A 20,725-nucleotide genomic window follows, 5' to 3' on the forward strand; every position below is an offset into this window, starting at 1 on the left:
TTAAAAAAGGAACCCATAACGGGTTCCTTTTTTTGTTATACAAAACCCGGTTGGGCATAAAAAAACCCGCAGAGGGTTCTGCGGGTTTTTAATCATTTATGTTATACTTAAATATGGATTGCTCTGTTAGCAGTCGCAGCCATAGCCGCTTCTTTGATCGCTTCAGTATAAGTTGGATGTGCATGACAAATTCTTGCAATATCTTCAGCAGAAGCACGGAACTCCATTGCTACTACTGCTTCAGCAATCATATCAGCAGCACGTGGGCCGATCATATGAACACCTAATATCTCGTCTGTAGCTTCATCAGCCAATACCTTTACAAAACCATCAGTATCCATACTTGCTTTAGCACGTCCGCTCGCTTTGAAAGGGAAAGATCCTGCTTTGTATTTTACACCTTTTTCTTTTAACTGCTCTTCAGTATAACCTACTGAAGCAACTTCCGGCCAGGTATAAACAACTCCAGGGATAAGGTTGTAATTGATATGTGGTTTTTGACCAGCAATCGTTTCAGCTACAAAAACACCTTCATCTTCCGCTTTATGCGCAAGCATTGCTCCTGTAATTACATCACCGATAGCATATACACCCGGTACAGCAGTTTCAAGATGTGCATTTACAGGAATTTTATTACCACGTTCTTCGGTTTTAATACCGATATTCTCTAAACCTAATCCTGCAGTATAAGCAGTACGTCCTACAGCAACGATACAATAATCAGCTTCCAGATTTACTTCTTCACCTTTGGCATTCAACGCTGAAACAGTAACTTTTTTACCTTTAGTGGTTGCTCCTGTTACTTTATGTCCCATGAAGAATTCCATACCCAAAGATTTCTTCAATACACGTTGTAATTCCTTACCCAAACCTGCATCCATTGTCGCAATGATTGAAGGTAAATATTCCACTACTGAAACTTTAGTACCTAAACGTGCGTAAACAGATCCTAATTCCAGACCGATTACACCCCCACCAATAACGATCATCGTTTTTGGAACTTCTTTAATGTTTAAAGCTTCAGTTGAAGTAATGATTCTTTTTTTATCAATTGGTAAAAATGGTAATGCAGTAGGTTTAGAGCCCGAAGCAATTACAATGTTTTTACCCGTGATGTTTTCTGATGTTCCGTCAGTTTTAGTAATCTTGATTGTATTTTTATCTACAAAAGATCCTAATCCTTCAAAACTGTCAATTTTATTCTTTTTAAACAGGTAAGTAATACCTGCAGTATTTTGTGCTACCACGTCATCTTTACGGGCAATCATTTGTGGCATATCCACACTCAGGTCTTTCAGTCCGATACCGTGAGTAGTAAAAGTATGTGCCGCATTGTGATAATGCTCAGATGAATCCAACAATGCTTTTGACGGGATACAACCTACATTTAAGCAAGTGCCACCAAAAGTTTTATATTTTTCTATAACTGCTGTTTTTAACCCCAATTGTGCACATCTTATTGCGCTAACATAACCACCAGGACCAGAACCAATAATAATGACGTCGTATTGCATAATGATAAAATTTTTGTTGAGCAAAGTTAATAAACCCCAATAGAAATAAGGCATTCTGAAGCTTAATCTTTCAATTAATCAACACTACTTCGGTGGTTGACAAGGTTCCCTTACGGGTAAGATGATTTAAGAACTTCCCGTTTACCTTCGTGATCCGGAAACTTTCAAAGGTTTGAAGACGTTTTATCTTCATGCCCTGCTTGATATACTGATCTATAACTTCAGTATCTGCATAAAGCAAATAAGGTTTTGGAGGCAGGAATGAAGCTTCATCCGGTCTTAAAAAATAAAGTGGGGCGTTGACATAAAAATCTACCGCAAAAGCGTAGCCAATGCGGCTCCTGACAACTGGCAGGTCTTTTGTATTGTGTTCATTAATCCAGAACGCAGCTTCACTGTCTGCCTGGTACTTCAGTACAGCCGGATAATAAGCCAGGTTAAAATACAGGTTTACAAAAAATGCGACCGCACTCACCTGATAGCATATTTTAAACCTGCCATTCACCTTCGTAAAAGTTGCCAGGACAAATAACACAACAGATCCTGTCAGCAACAAAACGGTAAAGACCGTGAGGTTATCGGGCCTGAAAAAATAATGCAGCACCATGATCAGAAAAACCATAATCCCACCTACAACCAGCTGCACTATACGGATGGCTTTAACAGAACTTTCTAATTTCAGATTACACAGATACTCTGCAGTGATGATCGCAAAGAATGGAAACACAATGGTAATATAAAAAGGCAGCTGAAACTTCGATAAAGAAAAGATCAGGAAGGTCAGCAGAGAACCAGCTATACAAAACCATTCCGCCTGTAAAGGTTTTCTAAAGTTTTTCCGGAAGAACTGATACACTGCGGTAAACAGCAGCAGGCTCCAGGGCAGAAAAGCCCATAAAGTAGTATGCAGAAAAAAGGTTGGATCGCCTTTGGGCTGTTTAATTGGTCCGCTATTAAAAAAGCGGCCAAACTGACTATCCCAGAAAAAGAATTTTATTCCTGAGACTCCCTTTTGTCCGAAGATAATTTTCTCCGGGTGAAGATCAAACTGGTTATATAAAGTATAAAGCTCGGGTATAATAAAAATAAGAATAAGTACAACAGCGAGCAGCCACCTGAAATTAAATACCATCGGCCAGTTCTTTTTAATCAGCAGCTCTCCTCCTATTGCCCCTGCTATAGGAATTAGAGCAAAAACACCTTTGGTCATGACTGCACAGGCGGCAAATAAACAAGCTGCAATCAAATGGAGCACCCATTTTTTACCCAGTGACTTATAGAAATGATAAACACTGGCAATGATCAGTCCTGTCAGAAAAGGTTCGGCCCGTACATCCATTGTACAAATCAGAATATGCTGTGCAGTCAGCAAGATCAGTGCAGCCCATAAGCCTATCTGTTTTGTATAGAGTACTGAGGCTAATTTAAAGGTATAATAAGCAGCCAGCAGGATAAACAATATACCAGGTAATTTATAAGACCAGGTACTGACACCAAACAGTTTAAAAAAAACAGCAGTCGTCCAGAATGGAAAATGTGGTTTATCCAGCCAGTCCTTCCCCTCCACCAGCAAATCACTAAAATTATTGTGCTGTGCCATTCCTTTAGCTATAGAAGCATACAAAGCTCCGTCTGGTTCCATGATCGTGACGAACAACCCCGTAAAGTTTAAGAGTACAGCAAACCCGATAAACAGATATAGCCATTTTGTAGTCTGATCAGAAAGTATCTTCTGCATAGGTATAAATTAGATTGATTTTCTCTTGTCCGGGGTCTTAAAAACAAAGAAATAGTTTGCACTGAAATTCCAGAAAAAAACAGTAAAAATAGCTGCCGCCTTACTAATGTAAAAGTTCACATGCATCATATTGTCCAGTAAAAAAATAATCGCCGAATTGAGGAGCAGACCTATCAGCGAAACCATAAAAAAAGCCGTAAACTGTAATCCTGGTTTGGATTTGTTGTCTTTAAATGTCCAGTTACGGTGAATAATATAATTACTCATTACAGCTGCAGTAAAACCAATTCCGTTTGCAACGAATTTATTAAATCCCAGTTTATCTTTAAAAAACCAGGTTAATGCAAAGTCGATACACAAGCCCGATACACCAGTGATTCCAAATTTTATAAATGCCAGGATTTTTGGTGTCAGCAAAGATGAAAAAGAAGATACACTGAATTTATTTTGGGACATGAAGCAATTTCTTATGGCGTTAAAGGTAAGTAACAATTTAGATTTATACGTGGATGTCATACAAAAAAGGGTGCTTACCCCTTATATTTAGACCATCTAAACTTTTCAGTATGAAACCTTTTTACAAATTATCCTGGGTAGCACTCTGCCTGCTCCTGGTTAGCTATTCTTCTTTCGCTCAAATCACCGACTCTGCCTATGTACGTGAGAATTACACCAAAATTGAAAGACAAATTCCTATGCGGGATGGGGTTAAGCTTTTCACTGCGATTTACATCCCTAAAAATAAAAATCAGAAGTATCCGTTTATGATTTCCCGTACACCGTATACGGTTTCCCCTTACGGTGAAGATCAATATAAAATGACTTTAGGCCCAAACCCTTTGTTTCTTAAAGAGGGATTCATTTTTGTTTATCAGGATGTACGTGGAAGATGGATGAGTGAAGGAGATTTTGTAGATGTACGTCCTCAGATTGATCATAAAAAGAGCAAAAAAGATATAGATGAAAGCTCAGACACATATGATACTATTGACTGGCTGCTTAAAAATATTCCGGATAATAATGGTAAGGCTGGTATCTATGGTATTTCTTATCCTGGATTTTATTCTACTGCCGCCTTGCCTGGCGCTCACCCGGCCCTGAAAGCAGTTTCTCCACAAGCTCCGGTAACGGATTGGTTTTTAGGGGATGATTTTCATCATAATGGTGCATTAATGCTGGCTGATGCTTTTAATTTTTATGTTGGATTTGGTGTCCCAAGGCCACATCCGATTACACCAGACAAAGGACCTAAAAGCTTTCACCCACCAATAAAAGATAATTACCGCTTCTTCCAGAGCATTGGTGCGCTGAAGAACGTCAAGCTCAAATACTTTGGGGATACGATCAAATTCTGGAATGATATGATGGCACATGGTACTTATGATTCTTTCTGGAAAAACATGAATATACGCCCGCATCTTACAGATATCAAACCAGCTGTTCTGGTTGTTGGTGGTTTCTTTGATGCTGAAGATGCATTCGGTGCTTTACATACCTACAAGGCAATTGAAACACAAAATCCAAAAGCAAAAAACAATCTGGTTATGGGGCCATGGTTTCACGGCGGATGGGAAAGATCAACAGGACACAGTTTCGGGGATATAGAATTTGGTCAGCCCACCAGTCTGTGGTTTCAGGAGAATGTGGAATTTCCATTTTTCATGCAATACCTGAAAGATAAAAAAGATGCTGGCCTGGCAGAAGCTACCATTTTTGTAACAGGAAGTAATGAATGGAAAAAATTTAGCAGCTGGCCTCCGAAAGACACAGAAGACCAGACTTTGTATTTACAGGAAAATGGAAAACTGAGTTTTAAATCACCTCAATCAGAAAATAGTTTTGATGAGTATGTAAGTGACCCTAATAATCCTGTTCCTTATCAACAGGGTATCCAGGAAAAAAGAACAAGAGAATACATGATCGACGATCAGCGTTTTGCAGCACGCAGACCAGATGTCAAAGTTTATCAGACTGATATTCTTACAGAGGATATTACGCTGACCGGGCCATTAGCTGCTAAACTTTCGGTATCGACTTCGGGTACAGATGCAGATTATATTGTTAAACTGATTGACGTGTATCCTGAAGATGAAGCTCAGCCTAGCCCTAATCCTAAAGGTATTATCATGGGTGGTTACGAAATGCTGGTACGAGGAGAAGTCATGCGGGGTAAATTCCGCAACAGTTTTGAGCAGCCGGAAGCGTTCGTTCCTGGTCAGGTGACTAAAGTAAACTATAGTCTTCCTGATGTAGCGCATACTTTTAAAAAAGGACATAGAATTATGATCCAGGTACAAAACTCCTGGTTCCCACTGGTAGACCGCAATCCTCAGCGTTTCCTGGATATTTACCATGCGGACGATCAGGACTTCCAAAAAGCCACGCACCGTATTTACCATGATAAAGTCAACACCTCATCTTTAACTGTCACCGTACTCAAACCATAATCAACGATGAAACGAATATTTTTCAGTACCATTTTCCTCCTCTTTATACTGCTTCATGCGAATGCGCAGCTCCTACAGGGGCATCATAATTTTTCGCGTGCAGATACTTTAAGAGGAATGCTGACGCCATTGCGTACCTGTTATGATATCAATTATTATCATCTTGATGTAAAGGTAGATATAGAAAACAAATCGATTACAGGAAGTAACGAATTCAATTTTACAGCGACAACTGATTTCAATAAACTTCAGTTTGATTTATTCAGCAATCTTAAAATTGAGAAGGTAATATACAAAGGGGCTGAACTACCTTTTAAAAGAGAATTTAATGCTGTATTTATCACCTTCCCTTCGCTGATCAAAAAAGGGTCAAAAGATAAATTCGAGGTCTACTATTCAGGAAATCCGGTAATAGCCCGCAGACCTCCCTGGGATGGTGGTTTTATTTTCAGTAAAGATACAGCAGGAGATCCGTGGGTATCTGTTGCCTGCCAGGGGTTCGGAGCAAGTTCGTGGTGGCCAACCAAAGATCATCAGAGTGATGAGGTGGACAGTGTGCTAATCAGCATCAGCGTACCAAAAGATCTTCAGGAGGTCTCCAACGGAAGATTACGCAATGTGGTTGACAAACCGGACGGTTATAAACAATACAACTGGTTTGTCGCTAATCCGATCAATAACTATAATATCACTTTTTATATTGGAAAATATGCACACTGGACTGATCTTTATAAAGGCGAAGATGGCGATCTGACCTTAGATTACTGGTCTCTGAAAGCTGACAGTGCAAAAGCCAGACCACACTGGGATGCAGATGTAAAACCAATGCTGAAAGCATTTGAACATTGGTTCGGTCCTTATCCTTTCTATAAGGATGGTTATAAACTCGTAGAAGCCCCTCATCTGGGTATGGAACACCAGAGTGCCGTAGCTTATGGAAATCAGTTTAAAATGGGCTATTTAGGATCAGATCTTTCGGGATCAGGCTGGGGATTAAAATTTGATTTTATTACTATTCACGAAAGCGGTCATGAGTGGTTCGGTAATAATATCACTTCAAAAGACCTTGCTGATATGTGGATCCATGAAAGCTTCACCAATTATTCGGAGGCTTTATTTGTTGAATTCTTCTATGGAAAAAAAGCATCGACTGAATATGTAACCGGTATCAGACATAAAATCCAGAATGACGTTCCGATCATCGGCAACTATGATGTCAACAGTGAGGGTTCGGGGGATATGTACTATAAAGGAGCGAACATGATCCATACTATCCGTCAGCTCATACAGGATGATGAAAAGTTCCGTCAGATTTTAAGAGGTCTGAATAAAACATTTTACCACCAGACAGTAACCACAGCACAGGTTGAGAACTATATCAGCAAAAAAAGCGGGCTAAAACTCAGCAAAATATTTGATCAGTATTTAAGGACAACACAAGTACCTGTCCTTAGTTACCAGCTTAAAGATGGAAAATTAACTTATCGCTGGACAGATGTAGTTAAAGGATTTGACATGCCGGTTAAAGTTTCTTTGAGCCCGGATACTTTTAGCTTTATTTATCCTACTGAGAACTGGAAAACGACTACAGTAAAAGGTATCAGTGAGAATGACTTTAAAGCAGATCCAAATTTTTACATCCTTGTGAAGAAGAGTAAATAATATTATCGTCTGATGCAACAAATTAGAATTTCAATGGTCTTATAGAAAAATATACACCCCTAAAAACCTTATAACGATGAAAAAAATAAATATTTTACTCATTCTGACTTTATTAACTTTTAGTTCCGCCCTTTATTCATTTACGGCTGTTAAACACAGTACTTCTTTTGCTGAAGATGAAAGATCTGTTGGAAACTTCAAAGGAGTTGCTGCCGGCGGACCGTTGACTATAAAAATCACCTTGGGCAATAAAGAATCTGTTCGTTTTGAAGGTGACCAGGAAGCTATAGCCAATCTTACAGCCGAAGTGACTGACGGCATCCTTATCATTAAACCTAAAACTAAATGGAATGACTGGTCAAGGAAATTCAACCGCGCACAGGTGACAGCTTATATTACGGCAAAAAAGATTACTTCACTAACTATGAGTGGATCGGGTAATATGGAAGTTGAGAATGCAATTAACACCGCCGATCTTTCTGCTACTTTAAGTGGTTCAGGAAGTATTACTGCAACAGCCAATGTTAAAAACTTCACAGGAGTAATCAGCGGTTCCGGAAATGTACGTTTAAGCGGAAAAGCAGATGTATCTAATATTACGCTTAGCGGATCAGGGAACTTCAAAGGAAAAAGCTTCACTGTAAATACACTATCAGCACAAATCAGTGGTTCGGCTGATATTGCAATTATTGCCAATAAAACTATTGATGCAGTAATCAGCGGTTCAGGAAATATTAGCTATTCCGGAAATGCAACGGTTAAAAAAACCATTATCGGATCAGGTAGTGTAAGCAAAAACTAAGCTTCAATCCAATTCATATAAAAAATGGAGGTATCCAACAGATATCTCCATTTTTTATATTCTGCCGTTTTTTATAGTGGAAGATTAAAGATATGAATGGACTGATCCTTATAACTCTGTTCAGCTGGCTGATCTGATTTGGCTTTATCCGAAACAACCACAATCTGTTTATCATTAATAAAGGATACCCCTTCTATATTAGCATATAATACGCTATTTCCAGCACCAACCACCCCACTACTATTCCCCCTTGGAAACTCATAAATTGTCCCTCCGGTAACAGACCAGTCAGTACTGCTTAAGGTACCAATCCATAACCTGGAATCCTGCTGCGAGGTAACGGCTATTTTATTCCCTGAAACTGTAATATCAGAATAGTCAGTGAAACTCACTGAAGATGGTAAGGTTATTTCAGCAACTTTTTGCCACAGACTGCTTGTTTTCTTCAGTACAGGTATTTTACCTGTACCCTCCACTAATCCCAGGATGTAATCTTCTCCACCACGGAACACCCAGGCAATTCCTTCAAATGCTTTATTTTTATTTGCGGAGGTAAAGTAATAGTCTGCCCAAATACTTTTCTGATAAACCATACTCCCATTATACTCCCGTATGCGTGGCTGGTACTGATTGCCGTTGGCTACTGATTCCTCGACTACAAAAAAATTAGGAGTATTATTGTTATCATAAGTAATTCCTTCAAAATTCGAATCTCCGGATCCAGATCCGAGCAGGCTGTTTTCATTACTGTTTTCTGGCAGACTTTGTTTGATCTTTACGATCTGGTAACTATTGTCACAAGCTACATAAAAATAGCCATCTACAAACTGTACTCCGCTGGCTTCAAATTTATCTCCCTTATCATAACCTTTGATCAGTTTGTAGATTTTTGCTTCCGCAACCGGAGACCCCAGCACTTTTACTCCGCTGGTACTATTGACGTTTAAAGAAGCTATTGAATTTCGGCCGCCTGAATAGCTGCCATCAGAATTGATATGATCATTTGCCTTATTGCAGGCAAAAAAACAAACTGCTACAAAAGCAGCACATACTGGTAATTGATACTTTTTCATAATTCATAGGGTTTGCATTAAGATCCTCTATAAATCTGATAACTATATCTATTTTATATTACCTTTTTATTAAACAATCCTGACCAGTCGCATTGCCTTATAGAACAAAAAAAGCTATATTTTAACAGCATCTTCTTACCTCACGGGCTAGGTAAATGCAGCTAAAATATAGCCTGTATCTATTTTTAAAACTGATAACCTATCGCAAATAGATTTTCTACAAATTTGATCTCCTGACTGGCTTTGTCCAAATCATTTCTACCTGTTGTATGAATAGTTTTCAGCTTGGTCCAACCGACTTTAGTCGTATTCTGGAAATATAAATGTTTACTCACATAGAACTTTAATCCAGCCTCAGCAGAAAAACCATAACCAGCAACATTCCAGTGGTTATTTCTTCCCTGACCAAATAAATGCGCATCCGTCCTTGGTACAATCATTCCACCGCCAATACCAGTCTCTAAAGTTAGTGAGGTCTGTCTGCTTCTGGCTACCCATATATCATCATAACGGGCGATTTCAATATTTGCATAGTTAAATCCATCGGTATGTTCATAGACCAGCATATCTGATTTAACATCGATCATCTGACCATTATAAGTTCCGGCATAAGCTCCTGTAGGAACACCTGGGGTTGAAATTTCATCACCAATCACACCGGTAATAGCTACCTTTTGTGGAATGTCCACTACGTACTTCATGTGATCCCAGCCGATAGACACACTATAATTATCCGCGATGAAATAACCCGCACGAATGTTGTATTGCGGAGTGGTAATCTGACCCGGATTTAAATATTCCAGGCTTAACGGAGACTGTCTGTCACGTGCAACGACATTCTTCAGGGTAAAATCATAACCCGGGCCTTTGAAATTAATGTTGCTATTATCGTACCAGGAATGGTTATATCCCCAATGCACAAAGAAATCACCTTTTCTGGAGAAATCCCGCTTTACTTCATTACCAAATATACTTTTCCCGATTTTAACCGGATTATCAGTTGTATTCGTAGTTGTATTTTCCTGTGCCTTGATTTTTTGACCAAAAACAAGAAATAATAATAATAAGTAGCTTTTTTTCACAGCGTAAAAGTAACGAAATGATATTAAAATCTAATTAAAATACAATAAAATGGCATAGGGCTGAATCTTGGGACAAAAAAAAACCTGCTATCTGATGATAGCAGGTTTCTATATAGTTTAAACAGCTTAAACGCCTAATAATAAACGTGCTGGATCTTCCAATAATTGTTTTACCCTTACCAGGAAACCTACTGATTCTCTGCCATCAATGATTCTATGATCATAAGATAAGGCAAGATACATCATCGGGCGAACTACAACTTCACCTTTCTCTGCAATAGGGCGCTCAATAATATTGTGCATTCCTAAAATAGCAGATTGAGGGGCATTGATAATTGGTGTAGACATCATCGAACCAAATACACCACCGTTAGTGATTGTAAATGTTCCGCCAGTCATTTCATCAATAGTCAATTTACTGTCTCTCGCTTTAGTTGCCAGTTCAATTACTGATTTTTCAATCTGAGCCAGGCTCAGGCTTTCTGCATTTCTGATAATCGGAACTACCAGTCCTTTAGGGGCAGAAACTGCGATAGAGATATCTACAAAATCGTTAAAAACAATAGCATCACCATCAATGCGTGCATTAACAGCAGGGAAGTCTTTCATAGCCTCACAAACAGCTTTTGTAAAGAAGCTCATGAAACCTAATCCAACACCATATTTTTCTTTAAACTGATCTTTGTATTTTCCACGTAAGTCCATGATTGGCTTCATGTTCACTTCATTAAATGTAGTTAACATAGCCGTCTCATTTTTCACTGCCACTAAACGTTTAGCTACAGTTTTACGCAATGGAGACATTTTCTCTCTGCGTTCATTTCTAGCTCCTGCAACTGGTGCTGAAACTACTGCTGCTTTTTCCGGAGTTTTCGCTGCTGCAGGTTTCTCTGCTTTAAGCGCATCCTCTTTAGTGATTCTTCCATCAACACCAGAACCTTTAACAGCACTTGCGTCAACACCTTTTTCTGCCAGGATCTTACCTGCCGCCGGAGAAGGAGTTCCGGTTGCATAACTCTCGCCATTTCTTTCTGCTACAGGAGCAGCTGGCTGAGCATCATTAACAACCGCTTTTTCTGCTGCAGCTGGCGCCGCCGCTTTTGGAGCAGCTCCACTAGTTTCGATAGTACAAACTACAGCACCTATAGCCAGGGTATCACCTTCGTTCGCCACTGTTTTCAAAGTTCCGGCTTGCTCAGCAGTTAATTCAAAAGTTGCTTTATCAGACTCTAACTCAGCTATTACTTCATCCATTTCTACGGCATCACCATCATTCTTCACCCAACGGGATAAAACAACTTCGGTAATTGATTCGCCTACTGGCGGAACTTTTATTTCTAGACTCATAATTGATGTATTATATTTTTCTAATCTACGTTATACGCTTTACTCACTGATTTCTTTGCTATTTTCTGATCTATCTCGGTTACTTTAGCCTCGAAAGATTTAGCCAGAATAGAAGCCTGCTCATCCGCATGTTGTTTAGCAAATCCGGTTGCAGTACTGCTGCTCTCTTTTCTCGAAATCAATTCTATATCCCTGAATGCTGTCTTTCTTACTTTACGTAACAGATAAGGCCATGCACCCATATTTTCTGGTTCTTCCTGAACCCAGATTGCTTCTTTCGCGTTTTTGTATCTGTTATAAACCGTTTCCATTTGTGCTAATGGTGTAGGATATAATTGTTCAACACGTACGATAGCAACATTTTTGATCTGTTCCCTCTGTTGTTTCTCCAGTAATTCATAATAGATTTTACCACTGCAGAACAACACTCTGTTTACCTCATTCGCTTTTACATTGGCGTCATCGATAACTTCATTGAATTTTCCTTCAGTGAACTCTTCCAGTTTGGAAACACACATCGGATGACGCAATAAACTTTTTGGTGTGAATACAATCAGAGGTTTTCTGAAATCACGCTTGAACTGACGACGGATGGCATGGAAGAAGTTGGCTGGAGTTGTACAGTTGGTTACCTGCATATTGTAATCAGCACATAATTCCATAAAACGCTCGATCCTTGCAGAAGAGTGCTCAGGTCCCTGTCCTTCATATCCATGAGGTAATAACATCACTAATCCATTCTCACGCTGCCATTTCGTTTCAGCGCTTGCGATATACTGGTCAACAACAATCTGTGCGCCATTAAAGAAATCACCAAACTGAGCTTCCCAGATAGTCAGGGCATTAGGATTTGCCATCGCATAACCATATTCAAATCCTAAAACACCGTATTCTGATAAATGTGAATTATAGATATCAAATGGTGCCTGCTGATCTGAAAGATTACTTAACGGGATATATTCTTCTTCCGAATCTTCAAGCGTTAATACCGCATGACGATGTGAAAAAGTACCACGTTCAACATCCTGACCACTCAGACGAACTCTTTTACCTTCTGTAAGCAAAGTAGCATAAGCTAACTGTTCACCCATTGCCCAGTCAAAAACATGACTGCTTGCTGCCATTTTGTGACGCTCGGCAAATAATTTCTCAATCTTCTTAAAGAACTTTTTATCTTTCGGTAAAGTACTTATTCTTTTAGCAATTTCTAATAAAGTGCTCTTTTTAACTGAGGTGTCCGGAGAGGTCACGAAGTCTTCAGCACTTGCAATTCTCATATCTGACCATGCACCTGCAAATTTCACTGCCTTATAGGTAGAGGTGATCTCTTTGGCTTCGTTTAATCTCTCCTGCAAGATACCACGGAATTCAACTTCCATTTCTTTTGCCAGACTTGCTTCCAGTTTACCTTCACCAATCAGTTGTTTGATATAGATATCTCTTGGGTTAGCATGTTGTTCGATGCTCTTGTATAATAAAGGCTGAGTGAATTTAGGCTCATCTGCTTCATTATGTCCAAATCTGCGATAACACAGAATATCGATAAACACATCATTTTTATATTTCTGACGGTACTCCATAGCCAGATTAATGGCATAAACCAAAGCTTCCACATCATCTCCGTTCACATGGAATACTGGTGAAAGTGTAACCTTTGCTATATCAGTACAATAAGTACTTGTACGTCCGTCTTTATAATTTGTAGTAAAACCAATCTGGTTGTTAATCACCAGGTGGATTGTACCTCCTGTTTTATATCCGTCCAGTCCAGCCATCTGGATAACCTCATAAACAATTCCCTGGCCTGCTACCGAAGCATCACCATGAATCAGAATAGGGGCTATACGAGAGTTATCACCCTCATATTTAAAGTCTATCTTTGAACGTGTCATCCCCTCAACCACACCATTTACGGTTTCAAGGTGAGATGGATTAGGACATAAACTCAGGTGAACACTTTTACCTTCATTGGTGGTTACATCTGTAGAATAACCCAGGTGATACTTTACATCACCTCCAAATGGAGATTCTGCACTATAACCTTTACCCTCAAATTCAGCAAAAATATCTTTATATGTCTTTTGCATGATATTGGCAAGAACGTTCAGACGTCCCCTGTGTGCCATACCAATTACAAATTCTTCAATACCCAGTGACGACCCTTTTTCAATTACTGAATCCAGTGCAGGGATTAAAGCTTCTGCCCCTTCCAGAGAGAATCTTTTTTGTCCAAGAAACTTAGTTCCCAAAAAGTTTTCAAAGCTTACAGCCTCATTTAACTTCTTCAGGATTCTTCTTTTCTCTTCGATCGAAAAATTAGGGGTGTTCTGCACACTCTCCATCTTGTTTTCAATCCATTTCAGCAACTCAGGTGTACGGAGATATTTATATTCCGCACCAATAGATCTGCAATAAGTCCTTTTTAGGAAAGCGACAATATCACTCAGTTTAGCAGCGCCCAGCCCTACCAGTTCCACACCAGAGTTAAAAACGGTATCCAGGTCAGCCTGGCTTAAACCGAAATTCTCTATGTCCAGAGTTGGTAAATGATGACGTCTTTCCCTTACCGGATTGGTCTGCGTAAACAGGTGACCTCTCTGGCGATAGCCATTGATCAGGTTCAGGACACTAATTTCTTTTAAAAAATGTTCGGGAGTTGCTTCACTGACTGATTCAGCATCTGCTCCTCTTCCAAAATCAAAACCTTCAAAAAACTTCTGCCAGCCGAATTCAACCGCATTAGGATCTTCTTTATAAGCTTGATAAATAGAATCGATGTATTCGGCATTTGCGCCGTTGAGATAAGATAAATTATCCATTGTTTAAGAATTGGTATAAGTATGGCAAAATTAGGATTTTACCTTATAAAACAGCTATAATTCTTCAAGAAATTCTACGATTTCACAAACCTTTTTTAGTGGTGTCAGCCGATCGTCAAGAAGTATATCAAATTCAGAGATTAAACTACCCGCAACCAGCAGAGGGACATCGAGATGATCCATCACCCGGGTGATTATTTTATTGATGTCTTTTCCCAGGTTTAAAGAGGTCAGTACTATAAATACATAGTCGGGCTTATAATGTGCAAGCACTTTTTTAACGTCAAGATAAGGGATCTCCTGCCCAAGGTACAAAGTATCCATGCCACATCTTTTCAACAAATAACGGGCAAAAAGCAGACCTGTTTCATGCATCTCTGCTTCCGGAAGGAACAATAAAAATCTTTTGGGGTCTTTTTTCTCTGGTTTATCGATTTTATCAATTTCCACAATCATTCTGTCCCTGATCAGATTAGATGCAAAATGCTCCTGGGAAGGATCAATAGCTCCAGTCTGCCATAACATCCCTACCTTCTTCATAAAGGGAAAAAGGACAAGGTCCATAGTGCTGATCAGGCCTAATTCCTGAATACAGCCGGATAAAATTTCTGCAAAAGCTGTTTCATCATATTTTAAGGTAGCATCCGAAAGCCGGAGTACCTGAATGGTATCGTTATTAAAATCTGATTGCAACTGGATTACAAGATCATTGATCAGTGCTTTGTCCATTTTGGCAATACGACTGATCTTATATCCTTTTTCATTGAGCGTAACAATATTAAGCAGATGTTTCAGGTCCTCCTCGTCATAATACCTGATATTGGTAGGTGTTCTTTTTGGAGGGACTAAATTATATCTGGCTTCCCATGCCCGGATAGTATGTGCTTTGATGCCAATAAGGCCTTCTATATCACTGATTGAGAATCTTTTCACGTAAGCTGACAACAACTCTTAAACAAAAAATGTTTTATTTTTTTTATTTGTTTAATCTACTCACGAAATATGAGCGCCAGGACAATGACAAATTTCCAGATTTGATCAGTTATTATGGATTTCTATATCCAGCATTTTGATTTGTTTTTCGAGGTCAAATGTATTTTTGGAACGCGGATCTTTTCCACCTAAAGCTACATTAACCCAGTTGCCCCAGTTACTCGCCGGCGAGTAGTCTATCAGCCGCTGCTCAAAATAACCAGCGCCATCTATCCAGTTCAATTTTAAGATATGGATCAGGTAAGTAGCCACCAGCAGACGTCCTGCATGGGTAATAAAACCCGACTGATTAAGCTCGTTCATATACTGATCGACCAGGGGATTGCCTGTATTTCCATCTTTCCATTGCTGTAAAAGGAGGTCATAATCTGCGGTATCCTCATATGCTTCAATTCCGGTTGCCGTATCTCTGAAAAAACTGGCACTATGTTTCTTAAACATAAATCTGAAGAAATCTCTCCAGAGTAAACCTAGTATCAGTTGTGTGAAATGACTATTAGCTCCTGATAACTGTTCGGCTTCTTTGACCGCCCAATACACTTTCCTTGGAGAAAGACAACCTACCGCCAGCCATGGAGAAAGTTTTGAAGAGAAAACATGCTGAGCTGCATGTCCCTTACTACTTTTCGTATATATTTCAGATCCAGCCGCGAACAATTCCTGCAGATGTTTAATTCCCTGTTCTTCGCCACCAGCCGGAATTGTGGAAAAGGCTTCCGGACACCGGGGTAGCTCACCCCATTCTTCGGCCTCCACAAAAGAAATTTGTACGGGAGAAAGGAAACAGTCCTTTACGATGGCATCTCTTTCTGTTTTTTTCTTAAACTGAGAAAAAACATCAGGAATATCTTTAATTGGGAAAGGCAGGTCTTCTTTATTATAAAGCGTATGCCCGATAAAATGTTTCAGGTTTATTCTCAGCTTCCATAACAAATCTTCGACATTCGAAGAAACAGTTGTCTCTTCGGTAGCTACTTCTCTGTGATGATAAACCTCAGCAATCTCATACTGCTCAGTCAGTGCAGCAATATGTTCTTCCGGAGTTCCAGAAATAATCAGCAGATTACCACCTAGCTTTTTTAAAGATTCACGTAAAGCGGATACACTTTCAACTAAAAACCGAAACCTGCTGTGCGTTGCTCTAGCATCTTCATCAATTGTATGTTCGAAATGACGGGGATCAAAAAAATAAACAGGCAGAATACTATCGGACTTACTGATCGCTTCTACTAACATTTCGTTGTCATGTAAGCGCAAATCATTTCTAAACCAGACAAGTATTTTCCTAGATTCCATTCAATTATGCAAAAATTTAGTTAATCACCAAAAATATAGCATTTTTATCCTAACATCTAATGCGCAAAGTAATATTTACATAAGCGAAACAAATGTTTCGCCTTAAAATTGCTATAAAAACAAAAATACGCTAGGGTCTGTTTAAATTTAGCAATTGATATTAAGAGTCTGTTTAAACTGATGTATATAATATTTATCCCGGATGAAACAACATATCCTACTTACAGGCGCAACTGGTATGCTTGGCAAAGTTTTAATACAAAGTCTTTTAAAACAAGACTATAAAGTATCGGTACTGTCCAGAAAACCTAAGCAAATTGATCAGGTAGCGATATTCCTATGGGATGTTTACAAACAGAAAATTGATATCAGCTGCCTTAACGGCGTTGACAGTATTATACACCTGGCAGGAGAAAACATCTCCAGCAGGAAATGGTCGGAGCAACGCAAAAAAGAAATTATCGACAGCCGGGTTTTATCTACTCAGCTTTTATTCAAAACGCTCAAAGAGAACAAGAACCAGGTTAAAGATTTTATCTCTGCCGCTGCCATTGGTTATTATGGGAATCGTGGAGATGAACTCCTGACAGAAGAAAGCACTCCTGGCCATGATTTCCTTGCAGAATGCTGCATCCAATGGGAGAAGGCTGTTGACCAGGGAAATGAACTGGACTTAAGAATAGTAAAAATAAGGACCGGCGTTGTACTTGACAAGAACGATGGGGCATTGAAGGCCATGGCCATTCCAGTGAAATTGTTTGCTGGTTCCCCGATCGGCAATGGCAAGCAGTATATCCCCTGGATACATCATTATGACATGATGCAGATCTATCTTTATGCGCTCCGTCAGTCTTCTATAAGGGGTAGTTACAATGCCTGTGCACCCATTCCTGCAACCAATAAAGCAATGACCAAAGCGATCGCCAGACAATTGAACCGCCCGGTATGGCCATTTGGTATCCCGGAAAAAATATTAGAACTCGTTTTAGGAGAGATGAGTTCATTGGTTACCAATAGCACAAATGCTTCTGCACATAAATTATTATCCAGCGGATTTGTTTTCAAATTCCCTGAACTTGAACAAGCCTTAACGGACATTTACCATTCATGAACAAAGAAATAAGCATTTGCTGGTTAAGAAGAGACCTAAGACTGGATGATCAGGCAGCATTATATCATGCACTGAAAGGGAATGCCCCTGTTTTACTGCTTTTTATATTTGATCGTAAAATACTGGATGATCTTCATGATCCAAAAGATCCAAGAGTAACCTTTATTTACCGTACCCTTCAGGAGCTCAACACTAAATTACAGCAAAAAGGTTCTTCTTTATTAATCAAATACGGTACTCCGGAACAGGTATGGCCGGAAATACTTCAGTCGTATACTGTAAAATCTGTTTATACGAATCATGATTATGAACCTTATGCAATGGAACGGGATGATTCGCTTGCAGAATATCTCCGTTCTGAGTCCATCTCTTTTCATACCTATAAAGACCAGGTTATATTTGAGAAAAAAGAAATCGTTAAAACAGATGGAAAACCTTATACGGTCTTTACCCCCTATTTCAGACAATGGCGACTGAAACTCAACAGTTTTTATGTGAAAGCTTACCCTGTAGAAAAGTACCAGAAAAATCTTTTCCAGACTCCTCCTCTGCCCTTCCTCAAACTTACTGAAATAGGCTTTGAAGAATCACCGCTCCAATTTCCTTCAGTCAGTTTCGAAGATAAATTAGCCGCATACGAAGAAAGACGGGATTTTCCGGCAGATGATGCAACGACTCATATCGGTATCCATTTAAGATTCGGAACAATCAGCATCAGAGAGGCCGTTGCAAAAGCCATACAGGCAAACGCAGAGAAGTGGTTATCGGAATTAGCCTGGAGGGATTTTTACATGATGATCCTGGCCAATTTCCCACATACCCTGACGCAATCATTTAAACCTGCTTATGACCAAATCAGATGGCTGAATAATCTATCGGATTTTGAAGCCTGGAAAAATGGAAAAACCGGCTATCCTATCGTCGATGCCGGGATGAATCAGTTAAACCAGACGGGTTATATGCATAACCGGGTAAGGATGATCGCAGCCAGCTTCCTGACTAAACATCTGCTGATTGACTGGAGATGGGGAGAAGCATATTTTGCCGAAAAGCTTTTGGATTATGAACTGGCCAGTAATGTGGGTGGATGGCAATGGGCCTGTGGTTGTGGTAATGATGCGGCTCCTTATTTCAGAATATTTAATCCTGAATTACAAGCAAAGAAGTTTGATCCCGGGAATGAATATATCTTTCGGTGGGCACCTGAATATAAACAAGAAAAGCATGTTCAGCCTATAGTTGAACATGCTTTTGCAAGAGAACGGATTCTCCGGGTATATGGTGCTGCTCTTAAAGAATAAGAGTTATTATTTTCTAGTTGGCCACACTTACGATCTCGATATCGAAATCTAAAACCGAGTTTCCTGGAATTCCATTGCTCAATGTTGATCCGTAACCAAGATCAGAAGGAATGAGTATGCGCATTTTACCTCCGGCAGTTATTTTTCCCGGAATAACAGCACCCCAGCCTTTAACCAGTGAAGCCAGTGTTGAAGTGAAGGTACCAGCTACATTAGTCTGGAATACTGTACCATCCAGATAACGGCCGGTATAATTTATAACTAAGGTTGAGCTCATCGTTATCGCCCCTCCCACACCCGTTCCCGGAGTAGATATACTGTAATAAACTCTTGACGGATCCTTAGTCATCGTTAGACTATTCTTTTTAATAAAGTCATTAATCAGACGGTCATCAAGAGTCTGCTGTACTTTTTCCGGGAAAGTGGAAACCAACAAATCAATATTCTCATTTGATGGAACACCTCCCGAACCATTTTTGCCATAAGCTAAATACGATGGCAGTAAAATTCTTGCAGAACCTCCTGGTTTAAGTTTTAACATCACATCGCGGATTGCCGGGACAGATATACTTGCTATCGTTGCGTCAGTGGAAATCAATCCATTTGTATAGCCAACATACGTACCCAAATTCGCTGTTGAAGGTGTTTCCCAGTAAACTGTACCATTTTCCAGTCCTTTAACAGTTAACTGATACAGTACAGAATCTGTCAGTTTAAAATTAGCCGTTCCCGTTCCCGCGGTTTTAATCTGATAAAAGTAACCAGTAGCAGCCGAATCCGGAATAACGGTCAGGTTATTTGCCGTAATATAGTCCTGAATCTTCTTGGTGTCTACACTTTGAATAGATTCATAATCCTTTTTACAAGAACTAAAAAGGACAGTTAAGCCAATCAAGGCAAGAGCAAATTGTGATAACTTTTTAAGCATTGTTTATTGTGGTTGGACTTGTGGTTTTTTGTATTTGAATAATTTAATATATCTGATATTGAAATCAAGTATTGTATTTGCAGGTAAAAAAACTGATGTACCATTTGCAGCTGGTAAAGCACTGACTACTACGTTCTGATACGCCATTGTCGAAGGGACGATCAATCTGATCTGCCCTCCCGGACCAATCAACGGGATACCTCTCTGCCAGCCCTCTATCGCGGTATTGAGAACAAATTTGGTCGCCAGACTATCCACTAATGTCGCCGTTGAATCATATAACACTCCGCTATTCATTACTCTGCCGATATAACGTACCTGCACCGTGTCAAGAGCAGGATCAATAGTAACCTTCGCTCCTCCCTGGTTGATGACCTGATAATATAATCCCTCAGGCGATTTCGTCATTGGTAATTTCAGAGAATCTACATAATGTTGAATCAAAGCCTCATCAATAGCAAACTGTGTGGCCTTGTCATAAGCAGGTCCCGTTTTACAAGCTGCAAAAAAACATGCCACTACAATAATCAACAATAGAGATTTGCTTTTCAACATATTGCACAAAAATAGTCTTTTATTAGGGATGGCACAATATTTAACCAATTTTAACAA

The 20,725-nt window shown here is 39.5% G+C and carries 16 protein-coding genes; 5 read left to right on the top strand and 11 right to left on the bottom strand.

Annotated features, from left to right (window positions below):
• Nucleotides 1-107: 107 nt before the first annotated feature.
• The 3 genes from lpdA to HDF25_RS17335 all read right to left on the bottom strand — a co-directional run bounded on the left by lpdA (nt 108) and on the right by HDF25_RS17335 (nt 3,708).
• Nucleotides 108-1,514, bottom strand: coding sequence for a dihydrolipoyl dehydrogenase (gene lpdA, locus HDF25_RS17325; protein WP_184627031.1), 1,407 nt, complete (start codon nt 1,512-1,514; stop codon nt 108-110).
• A gap of 70 nt (nt 1,515-1,584) precedes the next feature.
• Nucleotides 1,585-3,252, bottom strand: coding sequence for an ArnT family glycosyltransferase (locus HDF25_RS17330; protein WP_184627033.1), 1,668 nt, complete (start codon nt 3,250-3,252; stop codon nt 1,585-1,587).
• A gap of 9 nt (nt 3,253-3,261) precedes the next feature.
• The gene (locus HDF25_RS17335) at nt 3,262-3,708 is read right to left on the bottom strand and encodes a GtrA family protein (RefSeq protein ID WP_184627035.1); all 447 of its coding nucleotides are present in this window, start codon (nt 3,706-3,708) and stop codon (nt 3,262-3,264) included.
• A gap of 110 nt (nt 3,709-3,818) precedes the next feature.
• Here HDF25_RS17335 and HDF25_RS17340 point away from each other — a divergent pair, with 110 nt between their 5' ends.
• The 3 genes from HDF25_RS17340 (at nt 3,819) to HDF25_RS17350 (ending at nt 8,163) form a co-directional block, all read left to right on the top strand.
• Nucleotides 3,819-5,699, top strand: coding sequence for a CocE/NonD family hydrolase (locus tag HDF25_RS17340; protein WP_184627037.1), 1,881 nt, complete (start codon nt 3,819-3,821; stop codon nt 5,697-5,699).
• Nucleotides 5,700-5,705: 6 nt separating this feature from the next.
• Nucleotides 5,706-7,361 carry a M1 family metallopeptidase gene (locus HDF25_RS17345; RefSeq protein ID WP_184627039.1) on the top strand — a complete coding sequence of 552 codons (1,656 nt, stop codon included), beginning with the start codon at nt 5,706-5,708 and terminating at the stop codon, nt 7,359-7,361.
• A 76-nt stretch (nt 7,362-7,437) separates the two neighbouring features.
• Entirely contained in the window at nt 7,438-8,163 is a 726-nt protein-coding gene (locus HDF25_RS17350; RefSeq protein WP_184627041.1) for a head GIN domain-containing protein, read from the top strand.
• Between the two features lie 71 nt (nt 8,164-8,234).
• Here HDF25_RS17350 and HDF25_RS17355 read toward each other — a convergent pair whose 3' ends face one another.
• From HDF25_RS17355 to HDF25_RS17380, 6 genes are all read right to left on the bottom strand, one after another.
• Nucleotides 8,235-9,236, bottom strand: coding sequence for a hypothetical protein (locus HDF25_RS17355; protein ID WP_184627043.1), 1,002 nt, complete (start codon nt 9,234-9,236; stop codon nt 8,235-8,237).
• Nucleotides 9,237-9,421: 185 nt separating this feature from the next.
• The gene (locus tag HDF25_RS17360; protein WP_184627045.1) at nt 9,422-10,318 is read right to left on the bottom strand and encodes a hypothetical protein; all 897 of its coding nucleotides are present in this window, start codon (nt 10,316-10,318) and stop codon (nt 9,422-9,424) included.
• A gap of 126 nt (nt 10,319-10,444) precedes the next feature.
• Entirely contained in the window at nt 10,445-11,665 is a 1,221-nt protein-coding gene (odhB, locus tag HDF25_RS17365) for a 2-oxoglutarate dehydrogenase complex dihydrolipoyllysine-residue succinyltransferase (protein ID WP_184627047.1), read from the bottom strand.
• Nucleotides 11,666-11,685: 20 nt separating this feature from the next.
• A complete protein-coding gene (locus HDF25_RS17370) occupies nt 11,686-14,484 on the bottom strand; it encodes a 2-oxoglutarate dehydrogenase E1 component (protein ID WP_184627049.1) in 2,799 nt (932 codons plus the stop codon).
• A 54-nt stretch (nt 14,485-14,538) separates the two neighbouring features.
• Nucleotides 14,539-15,417 (bottom strand): MerR family transcriptional regulator, encoded by an 879-nt coding sequence (locus HDF25_RS17375; protein ID WP_317618213.1) that lies wholly within the window; start codon nt 15,415-15,417, stop codon nt 14,539-14,541.
• Between the two features lie 105 nt (nt 15,418-15,522).
• The gene (locus HDF25_RS17380) at nt 15,523-16,773 is read right to left on the bottom strand and encodes a DASH family cryptochrome (protein ID WP_184627053.1); all 1,251 of its coding nucleotides are present in this window, start codon (nt 16,771-16,773) and stop codon (nt 15,523-15,525) included.
• A 202-nt stretch (nt 16,774-16,975) separates the two neighbouring features.
• On the opposite strand from HDF25_RS17380, the gene HDF25_RS17385 reads away from it, so the two are divergent.
• Both HDF25_RS17385 and HDF25_RS17390 read left to right on the top strand, forming a co-directional pair.
• Complete coding sequence (locus tag HDF25_RS17385) at nt 16,976-17,884, top strand: TIGR01777 family oxidoreductase (protein WP_184627056.1); 909 nt, start codon at nt 16,976-16,978, stop codon at nt 17,882-17,884.
• A complete protein-coding gene (locus HDF25_RS17390) occupies nt 17,881-19,185 on the top strand; it encodes a cryptochrome/photolyase family protein (RefSeq protein ID WP_184627058.1) in 1,305 nt (434 codons plus the stop codon). Before HDF25_RS17385 ends, HDF25_RS17390 begins: the two co-directional genes overlap by 4 nt.
• Nucleotides 19,186-19,198: 13 nt before the next feature.
• On the opposite strand, the gene HDF25_RS17395 is transcribed toward HDF25_RS17390, so the two are convergent.
• Both HDF25_RS17395 and HDF25_RS17400 read right to left on the bottom strand, forming a co-directional pair.
• Nucleotides 19,199-20,113: an FKBP-type peptidyl-prolyl cis-trans isomerase gene (locus tag HDF25_RS17395; protein WP_184627060.1), complete on the bottom strand. Its 915-nt coding sequence runs from the start codon at nt 20,111-20,113 to the stop codon at nt 19,199-19,201.
• A 3-nt stretch (nt 20,114-20,116) separates the two neighbouring features.
• Entirely contained in the window at nt 20,117-20,668 is a 552-nt protein-coding gene (locus HDF25_RS17400) for an FKBP-type peptidyl-prolyl cis-trans isomerase (RefSeq protein WP_184627062.1), read from the bottom strand.
• Between the last annotated feature and the right edge of the window lie 57 nt (nt 20,669-20,725).

It is taken from the genome of Pedobacter cryoconitis (genome assembly GCF_014207135.1).
In the GTDB taxonomy this organism is placed as follows: Bacteria; Bacteroidota; Bacteroidia; order Sphingobacteriales; family Sphingobacteriaceae; genus Pedobacter; species Pedobacter cryoconitis_D.

Excerpts from the sequence above, each read along its gene's own strand:
- lpdA (WP_184627031.1), bottom strand. The coding sequence starts at position 1,514 with ATGCAATACGACGTCATTATTATTGGTTCTGGTCCTGGTGGTTATGTT.
- HDF25_RS17330 (WP_184627033.1), bottom strand. The coding sequence starts at position 3,252 with ATGCAGAAGATACTTTCTGATCAGACTACAAAATGGCTATATCTGTTT.
- HDF25_RS17335 (WP_184627035.1), bottom strand. The coding sequence starts at position 3,708 with ATGTCCCAAAATAAATTCAGTGTATCTTCTTTTTCATCTTTGCTGACA.
- HDF25_RS17340 (WP_184627037.1), top strand. The coding sequence starts at position 3,819 with ATGAAACCTTTTTACAAATTATCCTGGGTAGCACTCTGCCTGCTCCTG.
- HDF25_RS17345 (WP_184627039.1), top strand. The coding sequence starts at position 5,706 with ATGAAACGAATATTTTTCAGTACCATTTTCCTCCTCTTTATACTGCTT.
- HDF25_RS17350 (WP_184627041.1), top strand. The coding sequence starts at position 7,438 with ATGAAAAAAATAAATATTTTACTCATTCTGACTTTATTAACTTTTAGT.
- HDF25_RS17355 (WP_184627043.1), bottom strand. The coding sequence starts at position 9,236 with ATGAAAAAGTATCAATTACCAGTATGTGCTGCTTTTGTAGCAGTTTGT.
- odhB (WP_184627047.1), bottom strand. The coding sequence starts at position 11,665 with ATGAGTCTAGAAATAAAAGTTCCGCCAGTAGGCGAATCAATTACCGAA.
- HDF25_RS17370 (WP_184627049.1), bottom strand. The coding sequence starts at position 14,484 with ATGGATAATTTATCTTATCTCAACGGCGCAAATGCCGAATACATCGAT.
- HDF25_RS17380 (WP_184627053.1), bottom strand. The coding sequence starts at position 16,773 with ATGGAATCTAGGAAAATACTTGTCTGGTTTAGAAATGATTTGCGCTTA.
- HDF25_RS17385 (WP_184627056.1), top strand. The coding sequence starts at position 16,976 with ATGAAACAACATATCCTACTTACAGGCGCAACTGGTATGCTTGGCAAA.
- HDF25_RS17390 (WP_184627058.1), top strand. The coding sequence starts at position 17,881 with ATGAACAAAGAAATAAGCATTTGCTGGTTAAGAAGAGACCTAAGACTG.
- HDF25_RS17395 (WP_184627060.1), bottom strand. The coding sequence starts at position 20,113 with ATGCTTAAAAAGTTATCACAATTTGCTCTTGCCTTGATTGGCTTAACT.
- HDF25_RS17400 (WP_184627062.1), bottom strand. The coding sequence starts at position 20,668 with ATGTTGAAAAGCAAATCTCTATTGTTGATTATTGTAGTGGCATGTTTT.